Raw genomic sequence first — 23707 nt, 5'->3', positions numbered from 1 at the left:
GAGAGTCACTGCACGGCGAGCCGCGCCGATCTGTAGTGATATTGGACGGGTGAAGACCTTTCACTCTTTCCTGGACAAGGTGGACGAGCGGCTGGGCGACGGTTTGGAGGGCGCCCTGTGCGCCCACCACCGGCGGCGGCTGCGCGGGCTCGGCTGGGGCTCGGTGCTCGAACCGGGTGGTGCGGAGGACCGGCTCGGCGGGCGGGCGCCCGTCCGCGACGGCAACCGCGTCGAGGTGCTCATCGACGGCGAAGAGTCGCTGCCGGCCGTCGCCGAGGCCATCCGGCAGGCGAAATCGCACGTGCACATCGCCAACTGGCACGCGAGCGCCGACTTCCGGCTGACGCGGGAGCCCGGCTCACCCACCCTGCGTGAGCTGCTCGCCGAGGTCGCCGGCCGGGGGGTCGAGGTCCGGGTCCTGCTCTGGGCGGGGCCGCCCTTCCCCGCGTTCCAGCCGTCGCGGAAGCTGGCGCGGTCCGAACGGCGGAAGTTCACCGAGGGCACCGATGTGCGCTGCGTGCTGGATTCCCGCGAGCGGACCCTGCACTGCCACCACGAGAAGCTCGTGATCGTCGACGACGCCGTCGCGTTCGTGGGCGGGGTGGACTTCACCGCGCTGGAGGGCGACCGGCACGACAGCCCGGACCACCCGCCGCGGCAGATCGGGTGGCACGACCTGATGGCGCGGCTCCACGGCCCGGTGGTCGCCGACGTCGCCGACCACTTCCGGCGGCGGTGGACCGAGGTGGCCGGTGAAGAACTGCCGCAGCCTGCGGTGCCGGCACCCGTGGGTGGCAGCCGCGTGCAGCTGCAGCGGACGGTGCCGAACAACACGTACGACTTCCTGCCGAAAGGCGAGTTCACGCTCCTCGACGGCTACCTGCGGGCCCTGCGCTCGGCGCGGCGGCTGATCTACCTGGAGAACCAGTTCCTGTGGTCGCCGGAGATCGCCGAGGTGCTGCTCGACAAGCTGCGCAACCCGCCGGACGACCAGTTCCGCGTGGTCCTGCTGCTGCCGCGCAAGCCGAGCAACGGCTCGGACACCACGCGCGGCCAGCTGGGCAGGCTGCTGGACGCGGACGACGGCCACCACCGCCTGCTGGCCGCGACGATCAGCGCCCACGACGGCGACTCCGCGGCCCCGGTGTACGTCCACGCCAAGCTCGGCATCGTGGACGACGAGTGGCTGACGGTGGGCTCGGCGAACCTCAACGAGCATTCGCTGTTCAACGACACGGAGGTCAACATCGCGACCGACGACCCGGAGGTGGCCCGGGGCGCGCGGCTGCGGCTGTGGGCCGAGCACCTGGGCCGTCCGGTGGAGGAGCTGGCGGACCGGGACCCGGCGGACGTGGTGGACAACCTGTGGCGGCCGCTGGCCGAGGAGCAGGCCGAGCGGGAACGCCGCGGCGAGCAGCGGACCCACCGGCTGGTGCTGCTGCCGGGGGCCTCACGCCGCGCGGCCCGGCTGCAGGGCCCGCTGAGGGGACTGCTCGTGGACGGCTGAGCGGGTGTGCCTGGGGAAGCACTCCTCTCAGGGTGTGCGACCAAGCCGCTCCAGCGCGACGATGGCAACATTTCCCAGTCGTCTCGGGCAAGCTCTGCCAAGATGCTCCCGGGAGTGTTCCGGTGCCGCGCCACCAAGACGAACCAGCAGCTCCGAGGTCAGCTTCCTCTTCATGGCCACCGCCAACCGAACCCTTGAGCTCGGATCCTCGGCGAGAACGGCCAGCGCTTTGATCGGCACGGTCTTGTTGTGAGCCACCCACACCCGAGATTCCGGATACCGCTCGATGACGTCGAGCCAGACCTCCAACGGCGCCGATTCGCCGGCCGCACGCCGATAGTCGGCAGGGTCGGCACTGTGCCTGAGCCTGATGAACTCGTCAGCCGAGGTGATCATCGCCGGCGCATCCGCTCCGAAACAGTGGAAGCCAGGCGGATCTCCGCCATCCCGGCAACCATACCGGAGCGCCCGATGCGGCTACCGGATCCGCAGCTTCCGCATCAGCTTCAGCCCGGAAAGCATGCTCTCCACGTACTTCTCGTACCCCTGCCCCGGCCGGGGCCCCATCACCTGCTTCTTCAGCACGGCCAGGTTCTTCACGTCGGTGTACTTGAGCAGCCCCTGGTCACCGTGGCGCGCGCCGACGCCGGAGTTCTTCACCCCGCCGGACGGTGTCCCCTTGGCCGCGTACGCGGTCGCCAGGATGTCGTTCACGTTCACGTTGCCGGACTCGATCCGGGCCGCCACCGCGCGCGCCGCCGCGACGTCGGTGCTCCAGACCGAGGCGTTCAGGCCGTAGTCGGTGTTGTTGGCCAGCGCCACCGCTTCGTCGACCGTGCGGTACCTGTGCAGCGCCACCACCGGCCCGAACGTCTCGGTGACGCCGCAGAGCATGTCCGTGGTGACGCCCTCGAGGACGGTCGGCTCGAAAAAGGCCGGGCCGAGGTCGGGGCGGGGCTTGCCGCCGCAGAGGACCGTGGCGCCCTTGGCCACCGCGTCGTCCACATGGGACTTGACGCGGCGCATGTGGTCGACCGAGACCAGCGAGCCCATGTCGGGCCCGAAGTCGTACGCCGCGCGGAAGTCGAGGGCCGAAGCCGCCGCCACGAACGCCGTCTTGAACTCCTCGTAGCGGGACTCCGGCAGGTAGATCCGCTCGATGTGCATGCAGATCTGGCCGGTGTTGCCGAACGCCCCGAAGACCGCGCCCTGGACGGCTTCTTCGAGCGACGCGTCCTCCAGCAGGATCATCGGGTTCTTGCCGCCGAGCTCGAGGCAGCAGCCGATGAGGTTGCGGCCCGCCCGCTCGCCGATGACCCGGCCGGTCGCCGTCGAACCGGTGAACATCACGTAGTCCGCGTGGTCGATCAACGTCGGTCCGACGTCGGGCCCCTCGCCGCAGACCACCTGGAACAGCCCTTCCGGCAGGCCCGCTTCCTCCAGCAGCCGGACGCCGTAGAGCGGCGAAAGCGCCGTCTTGTTGTCGGGCTTCAGCACGACCGCGTTGCCGGCCATCAGCGCCGGCACCGCGTCGGAAACGCCGGTGGCGAACGGGAAGTTCCAGGGCGCGATGATGCCGACGACGCCCTTGGGCTGCCGGATCTCGGTCGACGTCGTCAGCAGCGGCACCGGGCCGCCGCGCCGGGTGGGTGCCAGCAGCCGGGCGGCCCGCTTCAGGTAATGGCTCATCACCATCGGCGGGTCGCAGGTCTCCTCGATCGCCATCCGCCGGTTCTTGCCGCTCTCGACCTGGATGAGGTCGGCGATCGCCCGCGCGCGGTCGACGAACAGCGCGTGCGCCCGCTTGAACACCGCCAGCCGGTCCTTGAGCGGCGTGGCCGCCCATTTCAGCTGGGCCTCGCGCGCGACGGCGAACGCCCGCTCGATGTCTTCCGGCGCCGACTGCGGTAGTTCGACGAGCACGTCGCCGGTGTAGACCTCGGTCAGCTTCCAGGTCGCGCCGGACGAGCCCGGCACGCGCGCCACGAGCTGCGCCAGGAACGCGTCCGTCACCGACGCCGGACGGGTGAGTTCGAGTGGCGTGAGGGTCATGGCCGGCTCCCGAGGACGAGCTGGGCGCCCATTTCCCCGATCATGATGCAGGGCGCGTTGGTGTTGCCGCCGGTGATCGACGGCATGATCGAGGCGTCGCAGACCCGCAGGCCCTCGACGCCGCGCACGCGCAGGTCGGAGCCGACGACGGCGAGCTCGTCGACACCCATCCGGCAGGTGCCGACGCCGTGGTAGACCGAGGTCGCGCGGTTGAGGATCGCGTCACGCAGCGGCTGGCCGCGCAGGTCCTTCCCCGGGTGGATCTCTTCCTTGACCGCACCCTTGAACGCCTTCGACGCGAAGATCTCGCGCACCATCTCCGAGCCTTCGCCGAGCAGCTCGAGGTCGGCCGGGTCGGACAGGTACCGGAAGTCGATGAGCGGTGCCGCGGCGGGATCGGCCGAGGCGAGCCGCAGCGTGCCGCGGCTCTTCGGGTAGATCAGCGTCGTCAGCACGGTGAGCGCGGGGCGCTTGTCGACGTCGTGGCGGATCGGCGCGTCCTGGTTGGGCGACACGTACGCCCACGGCAGCAGGTGCAGCTGCAGGTCGGGGATCGCTTCGGCCTGCGAGGTCCGCAGGAACGCGACGGCTTCGAAGACCGAGTTGGCCAGGAAGGTGGTGCCGGGCCGGAGCAGCTCCCGGGCCAGCCCGCGCGCGAAGTACGGCGCCGTGCCCTTGTTCTTGCTGGTGGACACGTGGAACGTCAGGGCGTGGAACATGTGGTCGTGCATGTTGTCCCCGACCGGCAGGTCGGCGAGCACGTCGATGCCGTGCTCCTTCAGGTGCTCGGCGTGGCCGATGCCGGACAGCATGAGCAGCTGCGCGGAGCCGACGAACCCGGCGGAGAGGATGACCTCCTTGCCGGCGCGGACGGTCCGGACGGTCCGCGGACGGCCCCGGTCGACGACCTCGACGCCGACGGCGCGGCCGTTCTCGATGAGCACCTTCGTCACCAGCACCCCGGACTGCAGCTGCAGCGTCGGGGGCGCGAGGTGGTGGAGGTAGCCGCGCGAGGCGCTGTAGCGCAGGCCGTCGGCGGCGTTCTGCTGCATCCGGCTGACGCCTTCTTGGGACTCGGCGTTGTAGTCGTCGAGGATCTTGCAGCCGAGCGCGTCGGCGGTGGCGTCGACGAACTGCAGCGAGCCCTCTTGGGGGTTCTTCGCACGGGTGACCCGGATCGGCCCGCCCGCGCCGCGGAAGGCGTTCTCGCCGTCCTCGAAGTCCTCCATCCGCTTGTAGGCGGTGTTGACGCTGTCGGCGTCCCAGCCGGTGTTGCCCTCGGCGGCCCAGGAGTCGAAGTTGGCGCGGTTGCCGCGGACGTAGACCATGCCGTTGATGGAGCTGGAGCCGCCGACGACCCGGCCGCGCGGCACCGGCATCCGGCGATCGAGAACGTGTTTCTGCGGGACGCCGTAGAAGCCCCAGTCGAGCGGTTTCTTCAGCTGCGGCACCGCGTGCATCGGACCGACCAGCCCGGGTTTCTTGACCAGCAGCCCCTGGTCGCTCTTCCCGGCCTCCAGGACGATCACGCTGGCCCCGGACTGGGCGAGCCGTCCCGCAATCGCGGCTCCCGAGCTCCCCGACCCGACGACGACGTAGTCGGCCTCGTCGCCGAGCGCCGCCCTTTTCGCCATGCTCGCTCCTCGGTACGACCGGTCACGCGAACTATAACGTGTTCTAGTTCAGTCAACCGTATAGCGTCCGCCCGGAGGTGCGCAACGGCCCGCCGGCGGCACTTTCACGTGAAAGTGCCGCCCCGAGGTGGGCACTTTCACGTGAAAGTGCCGGTCAGGTCCAGGTCAGGAAGCGGTAGTGCAGACCGGTCGAGGACTCCAGCCACTCCCCCGCCGATTCCGGCGCCCGCCCCACCTCCGGCGCGTAGGTGTCTCCCTCGAAGGACTCGCGGATCTCGGTAACCACGATCCGGTCCGCGAACGGCAGCGCCGCCCGGTACACCGCCGCCCCGCCGATCACCCACAGGTCCCCCGCCTCCGCGGCGAGCGCCGAAGGCAGGTCCGCGAATGTCTCCACACCCTCCTGCGGCGTACCGGACAGCACCAGATTCCGCCGCCCGGGCAGCGGCCGGAACCGCGGCGGCAGCGACTCCCACGTGCGGCGGCCCATCAGCACCGCCGCTCCCGCGGTCACCGCGCGGAAGTGCCGCAGATCCTCCGGCAGGTACCACGGCAGCGCGCCGTCCCGCCCGATGACCCCGTTCGCCGACTGCGCCCAGACGAGCCCGATCACACCGCCACCGGCGCCTTGATGCCCGGGTGCGGGTCGTAGCCGTCGAGCGCGAAGTGCTCGTACGTGTAGTCGAACAGGCTGTCCGCCGGCTTCAGGCTCAGCGTGGGGAACGGCCGCGCGTCCCGCGCAAGCTGCGTGCGCACCTGCTCGACGTGGTTGTCGTAGATGTGGCAGTCGCCGCCGGTCCAGATGAAGTCGCCGACGCCGAGCCCGACCTGCTCGGCGATCAGGTGCGTCAGCAGCGCGTAGCTGGCGATGTTGAACGGCACGCCGAGGAACAGGTCCGCGCTGCGCTGGTACAGCTGGCAGGACAGCTCGCCGCCGGCGACGTAGAACTGGAAGAACGCGTGGCACGGCGGCAGCGCCATGCGCGGGATGTCGGCGACGTTCCACGCGGACACGATGATCCGCCGCGAGTCGGGGTTCTCACGCAGCGTGCGCAGCACCTCGGCGATCTGGTCGACGTGTCCGCCGTCCGGGGTCGGCCACGAGCGCCACTGCACGCCGTAGACCGGCCCCAGATCACCGTCGTCGGCCGCCCATTCGTCCCAGATCGTGACGCCGTGCTCGCGCAGCCACGAGACGTTCGCGTCGCCGCGCAGGAACCACAGCAGCTCGTAGGCGATCGAGCGGAAGTGGACTTTCTTCGTGGTGACGAGCGGAAATCCCTCGGACAGGCGGTACCGCAGCTGGTGGCCGAAGATCGACCGCGTGCCCGTGCCGGTACGGTCGCCCTTGCGGGCCCCCGTGTCGAGGACGTGGCGGAGGAGGTCTTCGTACTGCGTGTCCGGCATGCCCGGGAGCCTAGCCATGCCGCTGACTCAGCGTGAATCCCGGATGGCCCAATCCCGCCGACCGATAACTTGACTCATTCCAGAAAACGCCCTAGGCTCGGCAGCAATGTCGGACTTCGAAGCTCAGCTGCGTGCGGTTTCGCTGCGGGTCACCCGGCCCCGGCTGGCCGTGCTCGCCGCGCTGCGCGACCATCCCCACGTCGACACCGAGACGGTGATCGACCTGGTGCGCGCCGAGCACCCGACGGTTTCGCACCAGACGATCTACGACGTATTGCGGGCGCTCACCGACACCGGGCTCATCCGGCGCATCCAGCCGGCCGGCGCGAACGCCCGCTACGAGGCGCGGGTGGGTGACAACCACCACCACGTCGTGTGCCGTTCGTGCGGGGCGATAGCGGACGTCGACTGCGCCGTCGGCCACACCCCCTGTCTCACCGCTTCGGACGACCACGGTTTCGTGATCGACCAGGCGGAGGTCGTCTACTGGGGCACCTGCCCCGATTGCGCGGCCGACCGTCCCCGAAAAGATTCGCCGCTCCCGGAAGGAAGTAAATGAGCTCCACCCAGGACACCCCGTCCAGCGCGCAGGGCGTGGACAAGAAGGCGGCGGCCGGTTGCCCGGTCGCACACGACTCGGTGACCTCGCACGGCAGTGAGAGCGAGAACCCGGCGATCGACTCGCCGAAGCCGAAGACGGGCGGACGTCCGCGCACGAACAAGGACTGGTGGCCCAACCAGCTCGACCTGTCGGTGCTGCACGCCCACTCCACCAAGGGCAACCCGCTCGGCGAGAACTTCAGCTACGCCAAGGAGTTCGCCAAGCTCGACGTCGACGCCCTCAAGCGCGACATCACCGAGGTGCTCACCACCTCGCAGGACTGGTGGCCCGCCGACTTCGGCCACTACGGCGGCCTGATGATCCGGATGAGCTGGCACGCCGCGGGCACCTACCGCATCCACGACGGCCGCGGCGGCGCCGGGGACGGCAACCAGCGCTTCGCCCCGCTCAACAGCTGGCCCGACAACGCCAACCTCGACAAGGCGCGCCGCCTGCTGTGGCCGGTCAAGCAGAAGTACGGCCAGAAGATCTCGTGGGCCGACCTGCTCGTGCTCGCCGGCAACGTCGCCCTGGAGTCGATGGGCTTCAAGACCTTCGGCTTCGGCTTCGGCCGCGTCGACGTCTGGGAGCCCGAGGAGATCATCTGGGGCCCGGAGGACGACTGGCTGGGTGACGAGCGCTACGTCAGCGACTCGGAGATGGCGCCCGAGGTGGGCGCGACCGAGATGGGCCTCATCTACGTCAACCCCGAGGGTCCCCGCGGCAGCGCGGACTTCGAGGCCGCGGCCCACTTCATCCGCGAGACCTTCGGCCGGATGGCGATGAACGACGAGGAGACCGTCGCCCTCATCGCCGGTGGCCACACGTTCGGCAAGACCCACGGCGCCGGCATCGCCGACGACCACGTGGGCCCGGAGCCGGAGGGCGCGAACCTGGAGGCGCAGGGCCTCGGCTGGCTGAGCACACACGGCAGCGGCAAGGGCCCGGACACGATCACCAGTGGCCTCGAGGTGACGTGGACCGACAAGCCGACCGAGTGGAGCAACCGCTTCTTCGAGATCCTGTTCGGCTACGAATGGGAGCTCACCACGAGCCCCGGTGGCGCCAAGCAGTACGTCGCCAAGGACGCGCCGGAGATCATCCCGGACCCGTACGACCCGAACAAGAAGCACAAGCCGACGATGCTCACGACGGACCTGTCGCTGCGCTTCGACCCGGTCTACGGCCCGATCTCGCGCCGCTTCCTGGAGAACCCGGACGAGTTCGCGCTGGCGTTCGCCAAGGCCTGGTACAAGCTGCTGCACCGCGACATGGGCCCGGTCGACCGCTTCCTGGGCCCGTGGGTGGCCGAGCCGCAGCTGTGGCAGGACCCGGTGCCGGCCGTCGAGGGCGACCTCGTGGGCGAGGCCGACATCGCCACCCTCAAGGCGAAGGTGCTGGAGTCCGGCCTGAGCACCGCCCAGCTCGTCACCACGGCGTGGGCGTCGGCCGCGAGCTTCCGCTCCACCGACAAGCGCGGTGGCGCGAACGGCGCCCGGATCCGCCTGGAGCCGCAGCGCAACTGGGAGGTCAACCAGCCCGAGCAGCTCGGCAAGGTCCTGGAGGTCCTCGAGGGCATCCAGCGCGAGTTCAACGAGGCCGGCGGCGCGAAGATCTCGCTGGCCGACCTGATCGTGCTGGCCGGCTCGGCCGCCGTCGAGAAGGCGGCGCGCGACGCCGGCGTCGAGACGACCGTGCCGTTCCACCCGGGCCGCACCGACGCCTCGCAGGAGCAGACCGACGTCGAGTCGTTCAAGGCGATGGAGCTGCGCGCCGACGGGTTCCGCAACTACCTGCGGGCCGGCGAGAAGCTGCAGCCGGAGGTGCTGCTCGTCGAGCGCGCCTACATGCTCGGCCTGTCCGCACCCGAGATGACCGTCCTGGTCGGCGGCCTGCGCTCGCTCGGCACCAACCACGGCGGTGCCGCGCACGGTGTCCTCACCGACAAGCCGGGCGTGCTCTCAGGCGACTTCTTCGCCAACCTGCTCGCGCCGGGCACCCGGTGGAAGGCGTCGGAGTCCGAGGAGAACGTCTACGAGATCCGCGACGTGGCGACCGACGAGGTGAAGTGGACCGCCACCTCGGTCGACCTCGTCTTCGGCTCGAACTCGCAGCTGCGGGCTCTCGCCGAGGTCTACGCCAGTGACGACGCCCGCGAGAAGTTCGTGGCGGACTTCGTGGCGGCGTGGACGAAGGTCATGGAGCTCGACCGCTTCGACCTCGCCTGATCAACCCCGGACGGGCCCGGCCGATCCTCGTGATCGGCCGGGCCCGTTCGCGTGGGCGGCGATCTTGACAAGGGGTGATCGCCGACCTACCGTGAGTCCCACGCCGCCGGGTTGTCCAGACCATTTATTTCACGTCTGTGAATGAATGGTGCGTCCCACCGCGAAAGGACACCCACGATGCGCGTGCGTGCCTTGCTCGTCCTCCTGGCGATCCCGGCCCTGGCCGCGGCGACCGCGTCCCCCGCACTGGCGGCGGACCCGTCCGTGGCCCCGGGCGGCAACTTCGACCTCTCGATCTGGCAGCTGCAGGAGCCGGTCGGCTCGCCGGGCAAGCCGACGACCATCTCCTCGTCCCGGCTGCAGGGGCCGAACGGCTTCCAGGACAGCTACTTCTACACCGACACCCGCGACGGCGCGATGACCTTCTGGGCGCCGGAGAAGGGCGTCACCACGCCGAATTCGAACTACGCGCGCTCGGAGCTGCGCGAGATGAACCGCGACGGGTCAGCGGCGAACTGGTCGCTGAGCGGGTCGCACAAGCTGAGCGCCACCCTGCGCGTGGTCTCGGTGACGTCGAACGTGTGCGTCGGCCAGGTGCATCTCGGCACCGGCGGCTCGTCGACGAAACCGCTGCTGGAGCTGTACTACCGGGCGAGCGGGGACATCGTGCTGGGCACGGAGAACTCCCCCGACGGCGGGCAGACGCCGCACACCGTCGGCCACGTCTCGCTCGGCAAGACGTGGACCTACACGATCGGCATCTCCGGCGGCAACACCATCGACCTCACGGTCAACGGGAGCACCACGCACTACAGCATCCCGTCGTCGTTCAAGCCCTACAAGCAGTACTTCAAGGCCGGCTCGTACAACCAGTCCTCTTCGAGCAGCACGACGAAGGGCGCACGAGTCGCGTTCTACGGCCTGAACGTCTCCCACAGCTGAGGCGGCGAGCGGCCCGGCCGCCACCGGGCCGCCTTCGGCGTCAGCGCCAGCCCAGTTCCGGGGCCACGTGGGTGAGGATGTTCTCCAGCACATGGGCGTTGTACTCGACGCCGAGCTGGTTCGGGATGGTGAGCAGCAGGGTGTCCGCGGCCTGGACGGCTTCGTCCTCCTTGAGCTGCCGCACGAGTTCGTCGGGCTCGCCGGCGTAGGACCGGCCGAAGATCGCCCGGGTGTTCTCGTCGATCATGCCGACCTGGTCGCGCGAGTGGCGGTCACGGCCGAAGTACGCCCGGTCCTGGTCGGTGGTCAGCGCGAAGATGCTCCGGCTGACCGAAACCCGCGGCTCCCGCTCGTGGCCGGCTTCCGTCCACGCCTCGCGGTAGGCCTCGATCTGCTTGCGCTGCTGGACGTGCAGCGGCTCGCCCGTCTCGTCGTCCTTGAGCGTGGAGCTCTGCAGGTTCATGCCCAGCTTCGCGGCCCAGACGCTCGTCGCGTTCGAGCCGGAGCCCCACCAGATGCGCTCGCGCAGGCCTTCCGAGTGCGGCTCGAGCCGCAGGAGCCCCGGCGGGTTGGCGAACATCGGGCGCGGGTTCGGCTGCGCGAAGCCTTCGCCGTCGAGCAGCTTGAGGAACACCTCGGTGTGCTGCCGCGCCATGTCGGCGTCCGTCTCGCCCTCGCCGGGGGCGTACCCGAAGTAGCGCCACCCGTCGATCACCTGCTCGGGGGATCCCCGGCTGATGCCGAGCTGGAGCCGTCCACCGGAGATGAGGTCGGCGGCGCCCGCGTCCTCGATCATGTACAGCGGGTTCTCGTAGCGCATGTCGATCACGCCGGTGCCGATCTCGATCTTCGACGTCCGCGCGCCGATCGCCGCCAGCAGCGGGAACGGGCTGCCCGCCTGCCGCGCGAAGTGGTGCACGCGGAAGTAGGCGCCGTCCACGCCGAGCTCTTCGGCGGCGACCGCCAGGTCGATCGACTGGTGCAGGAAGTCGGCGGCCGACCGGGTCTCGGAGTGCGCGCTCGCCGACCAGTGGCCGAACGAGAGGAAGCCAATCTTCTTCACGCCTGCTCAAGCGTCCGGCGGCCGGGTTTGATTCCCGGTCGGCGCGGGCCGGCCGGTCGCTCGTTCCGGTGAACCGGCGTCCGCGCGCGGCCCCACCGGGTACTCCACCGGAAACGAGGAGGAGACGCATGCCCGACAACGACCTCACGAGCTTCCTGATCATCGGACTGGTCATCGTGGTGGCCGACGGCCAGGTCCTCTACCGCGGTGGCCGGCGCTACCTCAGCGGGCCGGACGGCGGTGAGGGGACCGGCTCGATGGCGTGGATGGTGGTGACGGTCTTCCACCTCGTCTCGTTCGGCGTCCTCGCCCTGCTCTCGGTGGTCGGCCCGCAGTGGTCGGGGTCGACGGCCGCCCTGGTCGGCCGGCTCGGCATCTTCCTCCTGCTGATGGCCGTGGCGCACGTGCTCACGCTGGCCGTGCTCGCCCGCCGCCGTCAGGACCGGATCGTCGAGGAGCACTTCCAGGACCGGGAAAGCGAACGGCCCGGCGCCGAAACCTACGTCCGCCCGGCCACCGAGGTGCTCGTCGAGCCGTCGACGGATCCCACGTGGCGCCCCGCCGTCACCCCGGTGCCCGGCCAGGACGGCCCGCAGCCGCGCGTGAGCCCGGATCTCGGCAACCACGGCCCGTACCGGGTCTGACCACGGCTTCGCGTTCACCGGATCGAGCGGTTCGCGGCCTTCGCGCTGCCTCATCCGCACTGGCTGTGATTGGATCTTCACGGCCGGTGCGCGAGGAAGGAATACTGCGGTGCGAACGTCCCGAGCGGGGTTGGCGGTGACTGTCTCGGTTCTGGTGGCGGCCACGGCGCCCGCCGCCGCGACCACGCCCGACCCGCTCGCGCCGTACCGGGGCCAGGAGGTCACCTGGGGCGCCTGCCCCTTCAAACAGCGGACCCAGCCCCGGCAGGCGCAGTGCGCGCGGATCACCGTCCCCCGGGACTGGTCGGCCCCGGCCGGGGGCACCGACCTGCAGGTCGCGATCAGCCGCGCGCCGGCCACCGGCACCAGGCAGGGCGCGATCCTGGTGAACCCCGGCGGGCCCGGCGGCCGCGGCACGTCGCTCGCGGGCGCGCTGGCCGGCCTGGAGCCGTCGGTGAACGAGCACTACGACATCGTCGGCATGGATCCCCGGGGCACCGGCCAGGAAGGCGGCGACGACCAGGGGTACGTGTGCCGGGTACCGCTGGCGCGGCTGCCCCAGGAGGACGACCTCGACGCCCGCGACCGCTCGGCGGCCAGCATCGCGCTGCACCAGCAGACGCCGCGGGTCCTGGCCGAAGCGTGCCAGAGCGACGCGCGCGCACCCTTCATCACCACCTGGCAGACCGCGCACGACATGGACCTGATCCGCACGCTGCTGGGCGACGAGAAGCTGAACTACCTCGGCTTCTCCTACGGCACCTGGCTCGGCGCGAAGTACGCGTCGCTGTTCCCCGAGCGCGCCGGCAAGATGGTCCTCGACTCCAGCGTAAACTTCGAAGGCCGCCTCCAGGCCGCGTTCGAAGCGTTCCCGAAGATCGACCAGCGCCAGTTCGACCGCGTCTACGCGCCCTGGCTGGCCCGCCGGTTCCCGGACCAGCTGGGCAAGACCGCCGCGGAGGTCCGGGCCAAGTGGGAGCGGCTGCGGACCTATTTCAAGACCAAGGGCGTCCCGCCCGACGTCTTCGACCAGGTCTTCGTCGGCAACGGCAGCACCCGGCAGTGGATGACCGGCGCCCTGGTCCTGACCAAGGGGGCGGCGGCGCTCGACGGCGCGGCCACCCCGCCGCCGCCCGCCGCACTGAGGAACGACCTCGACCGGGCCTCGCGTGCGGTCTTCGGCCTTCCGGCGGACCGGCTGACCGCCACCGACGTGGCCGAGGACCCGCCGGAGCCCGACTACGCCGACGTGCCCGGGACCCGGCTGGCCGTGGCGTGCGGCGACCAGCCGGCGCGGACGGCGAGCTGGTACAAGCTGCTCAGCGACCTGCAGGGGCCGGCCTACCCGCTGTTCGGCTGGGCGTACGGCCTCAGCGAGCCGTGCGGCTACTGGTCCGACGAGCCCCGGCACGAGCTGCCGAAGCTCCCGGCGCGCGCCGCGAAGAACATCCTGGTCGTCCAGGGCGAGTTCGATCCGCAGACCGGTTACGAGCAGGCCGAGGCGGCGGCGAGGGCGGCCGGGATCCCGATGATCTCGGTGGCCGACTCGCCCTTCCACGGCCAGTACGCCGTCAGCGGGAACTCCTGTGTGGACGATCTGGTGAACGGCTTCTTCCTCGGCAACGCGCGGCCGGCGGCCACGATCTGCCCCGGGGTCCCGCTGCCCGGCGAGCACCAGGTCTTCCCGGTGCCGGGTCCGGCGGGCGAACCGGCCCAGACCACGGCGCCCGCACCGCGCGACGCCCGCTCGACGGTCCGCGAACGGCTGCAGGACAACATCAGCGCCGTCAACCGCCGCCAGTGACCTGGTACGCCACCCCGAGCCGTTCGATGTCGTCCAGGTCTTTCGGATAGCGGCCCCGAGCGCCGTCCCGGCAACTCCGGGACGGCCGGCTTCGCGTGCGACGATCATCGCGGTGTGCGGTCGCGATGGCCGCTTCGCCCACGGTGACGGGGTTTTCGGCCACCAAGCCGGCGGTCAGCTCCGCCACCAGCTCGAGCCGGGCTGGAGCCGCGGGCCACCGGAAATTGTCGGACCCGTCCCGTAGCCTCCGTCCCGAGATCGACCGACTTGGGGGGCAGCAGTGAGCGAGACGACGTTCGCACCGGATCCGTCGTGGAGACCGTTCGTCCACGTGCGGCGCGGCGGGTGGTTCCGGCCGGAAGCCGAACCCGCGGCGGACGCGGTCGCCTGGTGGCAGGCCGTACCGGCCGGGGACGACCTGGCGACCGCCGCTCTGCGGCACCCGGAGAGCGACCCGGAGCTGGTCGGCGCCGCCCGGGCGGGCGGCGAGGACGTCCTGGGTGCGGCCGTCCTGGCGGTACTGCTGCACCGCGGCCTGGCGCGGAAAACCGGCGGACCGCACGAGACGTGGCGAATCGCCGACGCGTGGTGGGCGCGCGGGCCCGGGTTCGCGGTCCGGGCCGCGGCCACGATGGCCCAGGTCGTCCACATCGACCGCTACGACCAAGGCACCTCGGTGCTGAAGCGGCGGCAATCGGTTCACCAGAGGTACTTCTCGCCCGGAGAACACCCGCTGTTCCGGCGGCTGCGCACGCTCCTCGCGGCGGCCGGCGACGCCGATTACGAGGCGGCGACGGCGGCATTGGCACCATGCCGGGCCGACCTGTCCGGCAAGGTGGTGGCCTCGTACCTGGTGCCGACGCGCGAAGACTGGGCCGACGAACTGGCGGCCGCGGTCCGGCCGGTCGACGACTTCCACTACTTCGACTGGCCATCGGTGCTGCAGGCACTGTCCACCCGGGACCAGCTCGAAGCGGTTCCCACCACGGTGCTCCGGTGGCGCCTGCAGGACAAGGAGGTCCGCTACACGCTGCTGGAGGCGATGGGGCCCGCTTCGGCGACCACGTTCGCCCGCGTCGCCGACGCCGATCCGAACGGCGGCGACTCCCGCAAGCTCCTGCTGTCCGCGCTGGCCGGCCTCCCCGGTGACGAGGCGTTCGAGCTGCTCGTGAAGCGGCTGGGACAGAAGCACGTGCAGCCGCTGCTGACCGCCGCGATGGCCCGCACTCCGGAGCGTGCGGTCAGGCTGCTGGCCCGGGGCGCGACCGCGCAAGCGGGTTACGCCGAAGAAGCGGGTTTTCTGCTGCGCTGCCACGTCGCCGCGCACCCGGACGTCGCGGCCGGCGTCCTGCCCGCTCTCGAAGGGGAGGATCACGCGCTGGTCGAACGCGCCCTGGCGGGCGAAGAACGGCTGCCGGTCGTGGCCGGGGAGGCGCTGCCGCGGGTGCTCGTGGATCCGCCGTGGGCTTCGGAGCGCCCGGCGCGGGAGCCCATCGTCCTCAATGGACTGACCGTCCCGGCCGAGCCGGAGCTGGTGTGGGCGCCGGGTGAACAGCGCGACTGGGCGGAGTGGCACACCCGGTTGCGCGCCGGCTTGTACGGCGGCTGGCAGCGCGCGGCCGAGACGTACGACGCCGGGAAGCTGTCCGGGTCGGCCGTGGCGACCCTGTTCGTGCAGGCCCCGGACGACTGGGTGCGTGCGCGGCTGGCGTCGTGGCGCCCGGACGAGGCGTCGCAGGGCCAGATCTGGGGCCGCGTCTTGGCGAGCCGGCACGGGTTGCTCGCCCACCGGCCGCTGGTGGCGATGGCGGCGGCCAATCCGGGGCACCGCGGAGAGGTGCTGCTGCCGTACGTGAGCCCGGAAGTCGCGCTGCTCATGGCGGATTGGCTGGTCCGGCTGAAGAAGGCCCGGCCGGTCGCGCTGGCGTGGTTCGGCCAGCACCCCGCGGCCGGGACGAAGTTCCTGGTGCCCCCGGCACTGGGGCCGGCGGGCCCGGCCAGGAGCACCGCCGAGGCCGCGCTGCGGGTGCTGGCCAAGAGCGGGCACGAGCAGGCGGTGTCCGAGGCGGCCGCCCACCACGGCGCGGAGGCGGCCGAGGCCGTCGCGGAGCTGCTCGCCGCCGACCCGCTGGACGTCCTGCCGGCGCGGCTGCCGGTCCCCGGAGCGTGGGCCGATCCCGCGGTGCTGCCGCAGATCCGCGTCCGCGACGGTGAACAGGCGCTGCCCGGCCAGGCGATCCCGCACGTGCTCACGGTGCTCGCGCTGTCGAAGCCCGGCGAGGTCTACCCGGGCCTGGCGCACATCCGCGAATTCTGCGACCCCGGTTCGCTCGCCGGGTTCGCGTGGGCGGTGTTCCGCCGCTGGCGGGCCGCGGACTACCCGGTCAAGGACGGCTGGGTCCTCACCGCACTGGCCGAGCTGGGTGACGACGACGTCGTGCGCGGGCTGAGCCCGCTGATCCGGGCGTGGCCCGGCGAAGGCGGCCACGCGCGGGCGGCCGCGGCGCTGGACGTGCTGGCCGGCATCGGCACCGACCTCGCGTTGCTGCACTTGAACTCCATCGCGCAGAAGGTGAAATTCAAGGCGCTGAAGTTGAAGGCGCAGGAGAAGATCGCCGCCGTCGCCGAGGGACTCGGCCTCTCGGCCGACCAGCTGGCCGACCGCCTGGTGCCCACGCTGGGCCTCGACGAAGCAGCAACGGCGGTGATCGACTACGGCCCGCGCAGGTTCGTCGTCGGATTCGACGAGCAGCTCAAACCGTACGTGACCGACACCGACGGCAAGCCACGCAAGGCATTGCCGAAACCGGGCGCAAAAGACGGCGCCGACTTGGCGGCCGCCGAGTACAAGCGGTTCGCGGCGTTGAAGAAGGACGTCCGCACGGTCGCCGCGGAGCAGATTTCGCGTCTGGAGTCGGCCATGGTCCTGAGCCGCCGCTGGCCCGCGGCGGAGTTCGAGCAGCTGCTGGCCGGCCACCCCCTGCTGATCCACTTGGTGCGCAGGCTGGTCTGGCGCACCACGGCGGGCGAAACGTTCCGCTGCGCCGAAGACCGCACGTACGCCGACGTCCACGACGAGGAGTACGCCCTGCCACGAACGGCGGAAGTGGGCATAGCCCACCCCATCGAGCTCGCCGACGAGCTGACGGCCTGGTCGGACGTGTTCGCGGACTACGAGATCCTCCAGCCATTCCCCCAGCTCGGCCGCCCGGCGGCGCGCCTGGAGGAAGCCGAGAGGTCGGCAACGACGTTGAAGCGGTTCGAGAACCGAACGGTCCCGGTGGGCAAGCTGCTGGGCCTCACGCAGCGTACCTGGGTCCGCGGAGCGGTCTTGGACAACGGAGTGGAGGGCTGGATCCTCCGCCCCCTCCCCGCCGGCGGCGCGGTGGTGGTGAACCTGGACCCGGGCATCACGGTGGGAAACCCGGCCGACGACCCGGCCCAGGAACTGACGGACATCTGGCTGGACGAAACCGCCACCGGCGCCTGGGCACCCCGGGGCGAAAGGGTTTTCGGCAACCTGGACCCGGTGACGGCTTCGGAGCTGCTCGGCGAGCTGACCGAACTGACCGGGTGAGCGCGGAGCCGGGGCTGCCGGGACGCCGGCGCCGAGGGGCTTGAGTGGGCCGGGCCCGAGCTCGGCTGGGCCTGGCCGAGCCGGGCCAAGCCGGGCCGGGCCGAGCCAAGCCGGGCCGGGCCGGGCCGGGCCGGGCCAGGCCAGGCCGAGCCGGGCCGAGCCAAGCCGGGCTGGGCCGAGCCGGGCCGGGCCGGGCTGGGCCAAGCCGGGCCGAGCCGAGCCGGGCCGGGCTGGGCTGGGCCAGGTCTGAGCCAGGCCGAGCCCAAGTGGGCGCCCCACCCTGAGCAAACCCGACCGGCGCTGGAACGAGCCGGCGACGAGTCGCCGGCCGGGAGCCTCGGTCGCCGCGTTCACCCACCCGGGACCTTGGTGTCCCCCTCCCGCGACAGCCAAGATCAACACACCTCCGGACGACGAACCCACCACAGCCCAGAAGGCGACCCGCAACCAGGAACACATCCGCGAACCGAGGGGCGAACCCGCGGTGACCACGGCCCACACACACCTCGCTCGTACGAGCGAACCGGTAGAACACGTCTGGCGGTGTACGCCTTCGCGTCCATCGTTTTGCCTGGAGGAACACCCCAGATCGCCGGGAACGGCAGCGACGCAAGCCCCGGCGATACCGGATCAGCTGTTCGGGGCGGCGATGATCTCGTGAACGAGGCCGGGGAAGAGCACGGACCGAACCGGCGGGCCCACCGGCTTCCCGCCGAGGTACCGGCCGACGAAGCCGCCGAATTGAAACGCCGGTACCTGGCCGGCGACACGTTGAGCACCCTGTTGGCCGACTTCGACGGCAGCTACCGGACGCTGCGCCTCGTCCTGCAGAACCAGGGCGTCAAGTTCCGGCCGCCACAACCGATCACACCTCCCGCGCCCCCGGGACTGGTCGAGACCTATCGCAGCGGCAAGTCGATCATCGAGACGGGGAAGGCCTTCGGCCTCGGCCGGGACATCACCAAGCGCATGCTGCTCGAAGCCGGCGTCGAACTCCGCGGACGCGGACGGCCCCCGCGGTCCAGGGACCACTGAGCCGAACCCCGGCGGCCTCGGAGAAAATCTACGCCGACCGCAGGAGACATTCCGCGCCGTCTGCGTGTAGAGTTCTCTTGTACCGAGAAAGACAACGTCCAGCAGGCGCGGGAGAGAATGCAACTACCCGCGAGGTGAGACAAGACGGACAGGCAGTGCGGGGCCGATCAAGGTTCGGGGTTCCGGCTGGTGTCCGTGGCAGTGAACCCGGGCCGGGTTGTGAAGAGGTTGCACCAGGTAGTACCGGCCCCGGGAGCTACACCCGGGCGGAGCACGTGCGCCCGGAGCGATCAGCAGTGTGCTTTGCGGTAGGAAGTGGAAACACGGAAGAAGGGAACGGGCACATCATTGGATCGCCCGCAGCGGTTCGGTAGCGCCGCGCGGGTGCCGTAGTCCCATCGAGTTCGGAGGTGGTGCTCGGTCACGAATGAGCGATCCCCGCGGGATCCGGCTTCGCGCCGGACGCGGGTGCAGGAAGCCGGCGGTCACGTCGGTTGACAATGGTGATACCCAACCCTGAGGACCCCGGGCGCCGCAACGGCGCCCGGGGTCCTCGTGACGCGGAGGTGGAATGATTCCTGAACAGGACAGACCGGCGACACCTGCCGAGACCGGCAAGTTCGACGATGAGAACTACCCCGGCTACACCATGGGCCGGGCCGCGGACATGCTGGGCACGACCCAAGGGTTCCTGCGCAGCCTCGACGAAGCGGGCCTGATCACGCCGCAACGGTCCGCCGGCGGGCACCGCCGCTACTCCCGGCACCAGCTGCGCCTGGCCGCCCGCGTCCGGGAACTGGTCGACCACGGCACCGCCGTCGACGCCGCCTGCCGCATCGTCACCCTCGAAGACCAGCTCCACGAAGCACGCAACCTCAACCGGTCCCTCCAAAGCGAACCCTGACTCCGCGATGCGGCACGCGGCCCCGGCGGCCGCGTGCCGGGCGACTCGGCGATCCACAGTGGACCGCAACCCGTCCTCGACTTCCGGCCGGTGCACTGGTTGCCGCCTTCGCCGAGGTAAGGGATCGCCCGTTCTCCTTGCCAGGCTGGACGAAGAACGCGTCGATCAGGCGTTCTCCCCGCCGTAGAGCAGACCCGGACGCGCGGCGCCCCGCGGGCACGACTTCTTCCACCGGCTTGCGCCAAGGCCACCACGACCGGCGGGTTCCACGGCGGTGTCGCCGTAGACCCACGTGCCGCCGGTGTGCACGTATCCCCCGCCGGGCAGCACCGTCCCGTCCCTCGAACGGCCGAAGCGCCCGGCCGGGCCGGTGTAGTCCACTACGCCGGTGAACGCGTCGGATCCCAGAACCCAGGTCACCTCCCTGCGCCGGGCCTGCCGGTACGCCGAGGCCGAAGAGGCCATCAAAAAGCTCCTGGACGGCGCCGACGCGCACGTGGAACTCGGGCGGATCGCGTTCGAGCGGGGACGTTCGGAGATCGCTTCCCGGCACTTCGCCCGCGCTTTGGAGCTTGACCCCCACAACGAGCCGGCCCAGGCGTGGCGGGTGGCGGGGCTGAGCAGGCAGCGGCAGTACACCGAGGCGCGGGCCATCGCGGACGCCGTGCTGGCGCAGCACCCCGAAGCGCACTTGGTCCGGATCGCCCGCGGCCGGGTGGCCGAAGACGAAACCGACGAGGAGCAGTACCTGCTCGACGAGCTCGAAACCGTGCTCGCCGCCGCCCCCGATCACCTGGAGGCGCTGGAGGTCCGCGTCCGCACGCTGGGGAAGCTGAACCGTCCCGGCGATGCGGCGGCGGCCGCCGAAAAGGCACTGGAGTGCCACCCGGACGCGGCGGAACTGTACGTGGCGTGGGGCGAGGCTTCGGCCTACGCCTGCCGGTTCACCACCGCGATCGAGAAGTACGACCAAGCCCTGGAAATCCGGCCGGAGTACGTGGAAGCGCACTACCGGAAGCTCCAGGCGCTGAACAACACCCACCACTACGACAAGACGTTCGCTCACGCCGAAGCGGCGGTCGAGCGGTTGCCCGGAGCGAGCCGCCTGTACTTCACCTGGGGCGTGGCGCTGCACCGGATCCAGGACTTCGCCGGGGCCCTGGCGAAGTTCGAGCACGCCGCCGGCATCGATCCCGACCGCGCGAACCACCACCGGTGGCGGGCCGTGACCCTGGACAAGATGGACCGGGGCGCCGACGGCGCCGAGGTCTTGCGGAGTGCGCTGGCCGCCTCTCCGGACAGCGTCAGCCTGCTGGTCGAACAGGCTTGGCACCACCACCGCCTCGGTGATCTCGAAGCGGCGGTCGCCATCGCCGAGAAGGCCGTAGCCCTCGCTCCGACGGACGGGCCCGCGTTGACCTGCCACGTCACGGTCCTGAGGACGTCCCATCGGTTCGCCGAAGCCGAAGCCGCTGTCCGGTCGGCGATCCGGGTGCGTCCGGGCGACGCGGAGCTGCACAACGACCTGGGCTGGATCCACGCCGACCAGGATCAGGACGAGGGGGCGCTGCACTGGTTCCGCCGGGCGAGCGAGCTGGAACCCTTCGATCCCGGGTACCTCACGGACGTCAGCAGGGCCGTCCGCTGGCTCTACCGGCACGACGAGGCCCGAGAGCTGCTTGCCGAAGCCTCCGCGCAACTGCCCGAATCACCCGAGATCCCGGAACAGCGCGCCCTGCTCCTCGAAGACACCGGCGCCACCGCCGACGCGGTCGAGATCTACACGGAGATGAACCGCCGCTGGCCGCAGTACCCGGGGGCGTGGATCGGCCGGATCCGCTTGCTGTCGAATCAGGAACGGCAGATCGAAGCGGAGCAAGTCGCGCAGCAGGCCGTGGAGCTCAATCCGTGCATCATCTACCTCCGAAGCTGGGCCGCGGGGATCCAGCAGAAGATCGGCGGCCCGGGCGCCGCGGCCGCATCGCTGCGCAGTGCCTGCACCGCCCTTCCCGGCCGGCTGACGCTGTCGCTGGAACTGAGCTGGTACCTCCGCGGTGCCGGGGATTACAGCGAGGCCCGGGCGGTGCTGTGGCAGCTGCCGGAGCACGCGGACGTCCTCATCTACCGCATCGGCCTGCTGCGTGACGTCCGGGAGCACGAGCAAGCGGTCGACGTCGCCGTGGCGGGCAGAGAACGCTTTCCCCGGGATCTGCGGTTCCGGCGGATCCTCGGCGACATCCGGGCCGACCTGGGCGAGGACGAGCAGGCGCTGGCGGAATTCGAAGCGAACCTGGCCCTCAATCCCACCGACCGCGCGAGCCTGCGCGGAAAGCTCCTCTGCCTGCGGCGGCTGCGCCGGTTCGACGAGGCCGTGCGCATCCTGCTCGGAGAGATCGCCCGCCGCCCGAACTACGTGGACCTGCGCGTCGAGCTGGCCCGGACCTACGCGCGGATGGAACGCCGCGAAGAGGCGATCACCGTCTACGAGAAGGCCCTCGAAATCGATCCACGGGACGGCTCGGCCCGGCTGTACCACGCTCGGGCCCTGTGGCTCGCCGGACGGCTCGAGGACGCGGAGGCCGCCTTGACCACCGCCCTGGACCTGTTGCCCGGCAACGCGTCGCTCGTCCTGGAGATGGGTGACCTGCGCGACGCGCAGAACCGGCACGAAGAAGCACTCACCTGGTTCGACCGGGGCCTCGCCTTGGCGCCGCGGTCCGTGTGGGCGCTGGTGTCGAAATCGGCCGCGCTGCGCTCGCTGGGCCGCTTCGGCGAGGCCGAGCGCCTGCTCGCGCCGGAGCTGGTCAATCCGACGGTCACCGCCGCCATCGTGATCGAGTGGGGCTGGGTGCTGCGCGACCGCGGCGAGCTCAACCGGGCCGGCGAAGCGTTCGAACGCGCCCTCGGGCTCGCCGTCGGCAAGCGGAGCCGGGCCGACGCCCGGCACGGCCTCGGCTGGGTCGCCTTCAGCGCGCGCGACTTCGAGCAGGCCGCCGTGCGGTTCCGGGCCGCGATCGCCGAGAACCCCCAGTCCCGCGACGCACGGGTCGGCCTCGCGTGGACGCTGGTGCACGAAGGGGAACCGAACGGCGAGGACGAAGCCGAACGCCTGTGCCTCGCCGTCTTGGCCGAAGCGCCGCGCCGGCACCTCGCGCACACCTGCCTCGGCGTCCTCTACGCCCGGCAAGGCAACCTTCCCCAGGCCGAGTACCACCTCCGCCGGTCCATCGAAATCGATCCCTACGGCGGGAGCTACGTCGACCTGGGTGCGCTCTTCGCCCAGATGGGCCGGTTCGAAGAGGCCGAAACCCTGCTGCTCAAGGCGTTGGAGCGCAACTGGTACGACAGCCAGGCCCACATCGAACTGGGTGCCCTCCACCTCCAGCGCGACTTCGACGGCACCGACGACCCGGCCGACGCGCGGCGGGCGGCCCGGCACTTCCGCCAGGCCCTGGTCATCGAGCCCACCCGCGGTGCCGCGGCCATCGGGCTGTCGCTGGCCCTGGTCAAGTCGCCCGGCGACCTGCCGGCCGCGGAACGCGTGCTGCGGGACGCCCTGCGGCGCCAGGACTGCGACCAGCCGCGGTGGCAGCTGCTCGTTGCGCTCGCGCGGCTGCTCATCGGGCGCGGGGACGAAACCCAGCGCCGCGACCTGCACCTGGAAGCGCTGAGCACGGCCCGCCAGGCGATCGAGCTGGCCGCCGGACGGCCCGACCCGCACTACGTCGCCGGTGTCGCGGCGTACAAGGCCGGGGAAAGCGGGCCGGAGGCCCAGGCGCGGCCGTACTACCGCCGCCGCGCCCTGCACCACTTCCGGCGCTGCCTGCACCACGATCCCGAGCACATCGAAGCGCGGCGGGTGATGACGCTGGCCGAACAGAGCCTGGCCATCACCCGGAACAGCCTCGCGGGCAGCGCGATGATGATCGCGGTGGCCGGTGGCCTGCTGATCACGTTGTGGCTCGGCTTCTTCCTCACCGGCAAGGTGACCACGGTGATGATCAGCACGCTGACGCCGATCCTCGTCGGCCTGGTGGCGCTGGGTTTTGTGCTGCCCTTCCTGGTGCGGCTGAAGCTGCCCGGCGGCGTCGAAGCCGACCTGTCCGCCAGCCTGAACCAGGTGTCGTCCGGCCCGACCGGTGAAGTGAGCATCGGCCCGGGACGGCTGGTCGGAAACAGTTCCGACAGCTCTCCGGCGTGGTCCCCGCTCGGCACCGGCCCGCGCGGCGAACTGCCGCGCCTGGGGTAACCGCCCGGCCGCCCGGCCCTTGACGTTCCCCGGCGGCGGATGTTCTCATCTGGGAGCGCT

The 23707-nt window shown here is 71.0% G+C and carries 18 protein-coding genes; 10 read left to right on the top strand and 8 right to left on the bottom strand.

Annotated elements, in window-relative coordinates; translation table 11 throughout:
- Positions 1-49: 49 nt before the first annotated feature.
- Entirely contained in the window at positions 50-1507 is a 1458-nt protein-coding gene (locus Q5425_RS34555) for a phospholipase D-like domain-containing protein (RefSeq protein WP_308676562.1), read from the top strand.
- Positions 1508-1534: 27 nt separating this feature from the next.
- Here the strand turns inward: Q5425_RS34555 and Q5425_RS34550 are convergent, their stop codons facing one another.
- The 5 genes from Q5425_RS34550 to Q5425_RS34530 all read right to left on the bottom strand — a co-directional run bounded on the left by Q5425_RS34550 (position 1535) and on the right by Q5425_RS34530 (position 6600).
- On the bottom strand, positions 1535-1903 hold the full coding sequence (locus Q5425_RS34550) for a hypothetical protein (RefSeq protein WP_308676561.1): 369 nt from the start codon (positions 1901-1903) through the stop codon (positions 1535-1537).
- A gap of 81 nt (positions 1904-1984) precedes the next feature.
- On the bottom strand, positions 1985-3559 hold the full coding sequence (locus Q5425_RS34545; RefSeq protein ID WP_308676560.1) for a succinic semialdehyde dehydrogenase: 1575 nt from the start codon (positions 3557-3559) through the stop codon (positions 1985-1987).
- A complete protein-coding gene (locus Q5425_RS34540) occupies positions 3556-5193 on the bottom strand; it encodes a GMC family oxidoreductase N-terminal domain-containing protein (RefSeq protein ID WP_308676559.1) in 1638 nt (545 codons plus the stop codon). The genes Q5425_RS34545 and Q5425_RS34540 overlap by 4 nt, the downstream gene beginning before the upstream one ends.
- 154 nt (positions 5194-5347) lie before the next feature.
- Positions 5348-5806: a dihydrofolate reductase gene (locus Q5425_RS34535; protein ID WP_308676558.1), complete on the bottom strand. Its 459-nt coding sequence runs from the start codon at positions 5804-5806 to the stop codon at positions 5348-5350.
- A complete protein-coding gene (locus tag Q5425_RS34530; RefSeq protein ID WP_308676557.1) occupies positions 5803-6600 on the bottom strand; it encodes a thymidylate synthase in 798 nt (265 codons plus the stop codon). Before Q5425_RS34530 ends, Q5425_RS34535 begins: the two co-directional genes overlap by 4 nt.
- Before the next feature lie 106 nt (positions 6601-6706).
- Here Q5425_RS34530 and Q5425_RS34525 point away from each other — a divergent pair, with 106 nt between their 5' ends.
- The 3 genes from Q5425_RS34525 (at position 6707) to Q5425_RS34515 (ending at position 10371) form a co-directional block, all read left to right on the top strand.
- A complete protein-coding gene (locus Q5425_RS34525) occupies positions 6707-7159 on the top strand; it encodes a Fur family transcriptional regulator (protein ID WP_308676556.1) in 453 nt (150 codons plus the stop codon).
- Positions 7156-9429: a catalase/peroxidase HPI gene (gene katG, locus Q5425_RS34520; RefSeq protein WP_308676555.1), complete on the top strand. Its 2274-nt coding sequence runs from the start codon at positions 7156-7158 to the stop codon at positions 9427-9429. Before Q5425_RS34525 ends, katG begins: the two co-directional genes overlap by 4 nt.
- 177 nt (positions 9430-9606) lie before the next feature.
- Positions 9607-10371: a polysaccharide lyase family 7 protein gene (locus tag Q5425_RS34515; RefSeq protein WP_308676554.1), complete on the top strand. Its 765-nt coding sequence runs from the start codon at positions 9607-9609 to the stop codon at positions 10369-10371.
- A gap of 40 nt (positions 10372-10411) precedes the next feature.
- Here the strand turns inward: Q5425_RS34515 and Q5425_RS34510 are convergent, their stop codons facing one another.
- Positions 10412-11434, bottom strand: a complete 1023-nt coding sequence (locus Q5425_RS34510; RefSeq protein ID WP_308676553.1) for an LLM class flavin-dependent oxidoreductase — start codon at positions 11432-11434, stop codon at positions 10412-10414.
- 128 nt (positions 11435-11562) lie between these two features.
- Here Q5425_RS34510 and Q5425_RS34505 point away from each other — a divergent pair, with 128 nt between their 5' ends.
- Positions 11563-12078, top strand: coding sequence for a hypothetical protein (locus tag Q5425_RS34505; RefSeq protein ID WP_308676552.1), 516 nt, complete (start codon positions 11563-11565; stop codon positions 12076-12078).
- A 136-nt stretch (positions 12079-12214) separates the two neighbouring features.
- Positions 12215-13882: an alpha/beta fold hydrolase gene (locus tag Q5425_RS34500; RefSeq protein ID WP_308676551.1), complete on the top strand. Its 1668-nt coding sequence runs from the start codon at positions 12215-12217 to the stop codon at positions 13880-13882.
- Here the strand turns inward: Q5425_RS34500 and Q5425_RS34495 are convergent.
- Positions 13866-14069, bottom strand: a complete 204-nt coding sequence (locus Q5425_RS34495) for a hypothetical protein (protein ID WP_308676550.1) — start codon at positions 14067-14069, stop codon at positions 13866-13868. The genes Q5425_RS34500 and Q5425_RS34495 overlap by 17 nt on opposite strands.
- 93 nt (positions 14070-14162) lie before the next feature.
- Here Q5425_RS34495 and Q5425_RS34490 point away from each other — a divergent pair, with 93 nt between their 5' ends.
- From Q5425_RS34490 to Q5425_RS34480, 3 genes are all read left to right on the top strand, one after another.
- Positions 14163-17459 (top strand): DUF4132 domain-containing protein, encoded by a 3297-nt coding sequence (locus tag Q5425_RS34490; RefSeq protein ID WP_308676549.1) that lies wholly within the window; start codon positions 14163-14165, stop codon positions 17457-17459.
- A 657-nt stretch (positions 17460-18116) separates the two neighbouring features.
- Positions 18117-18494, top strand: coding sequence for a helix-turn-helix domain-containing protein (locus Q5425_RS34485; RefSeq protein WP_308676548.1), 378 nt, complete (start codon positions 18117-18119; stop codon positions 18492-18494).
- 571 nt (positions 18495-19065) lie between these two features.
- Positions 19066-19398, top strand: a complete 333-nt coding sequence (locus tag Q5425_RS34480; RefSeq protein WP_308676547.1) for a MerR family transcriptional regulator — start codon at positions 19066-19068, stop codon at positions 19396-19398.
- Between the two features lie 165 nt (positions 19399-19563).
- Here the strand turns inward: Q5425_RS34480 and Q5425_RS34475 are convergent, their stop codons facing one another.
- Entirely contained in the window at positions 19564-19818 is a 255-nt protein-coding gene (locus Q5425_RS34475; protein WP_308676546.1) for a hypothetical protein, read from the bottom strand.
- Here Q5425_RS34475 and Q5425_RS34470 point away from each other — a divergent pair.
- Positions 19787-23647 (top strand): tetratricopeptide repeat protein, encoded by a 3861-nt coding sequence (locus tag Q5425_RS34470; protein ID WP_308676545.1) that lies wholly within the window; start codon positions 19787-19789, stop codon positions 23645-23647. The two genes, Q5425_RS34475 and Q5425_RS34470, sit on opposite strands and share 32 nt — an antisense overlap.
- The last annotated feature ends 60 nt before the right edge of the window (positions 23648-23707 follow it).

This window comes from Amycolatopsis sp. A133 (genome assembly GCF_031082405.1).
Classification (GTDB): Bacteria; Actinomycetota; Actinomycetes; order Mycobacteriales; family Pseudonocardiaceae; genus Amycolatopsis.
The sequence above is the reverse complement of the archived record's forward strand: the minus strand, read 5'-3'. Positions and strand labels throughout refer to the sequence as shown.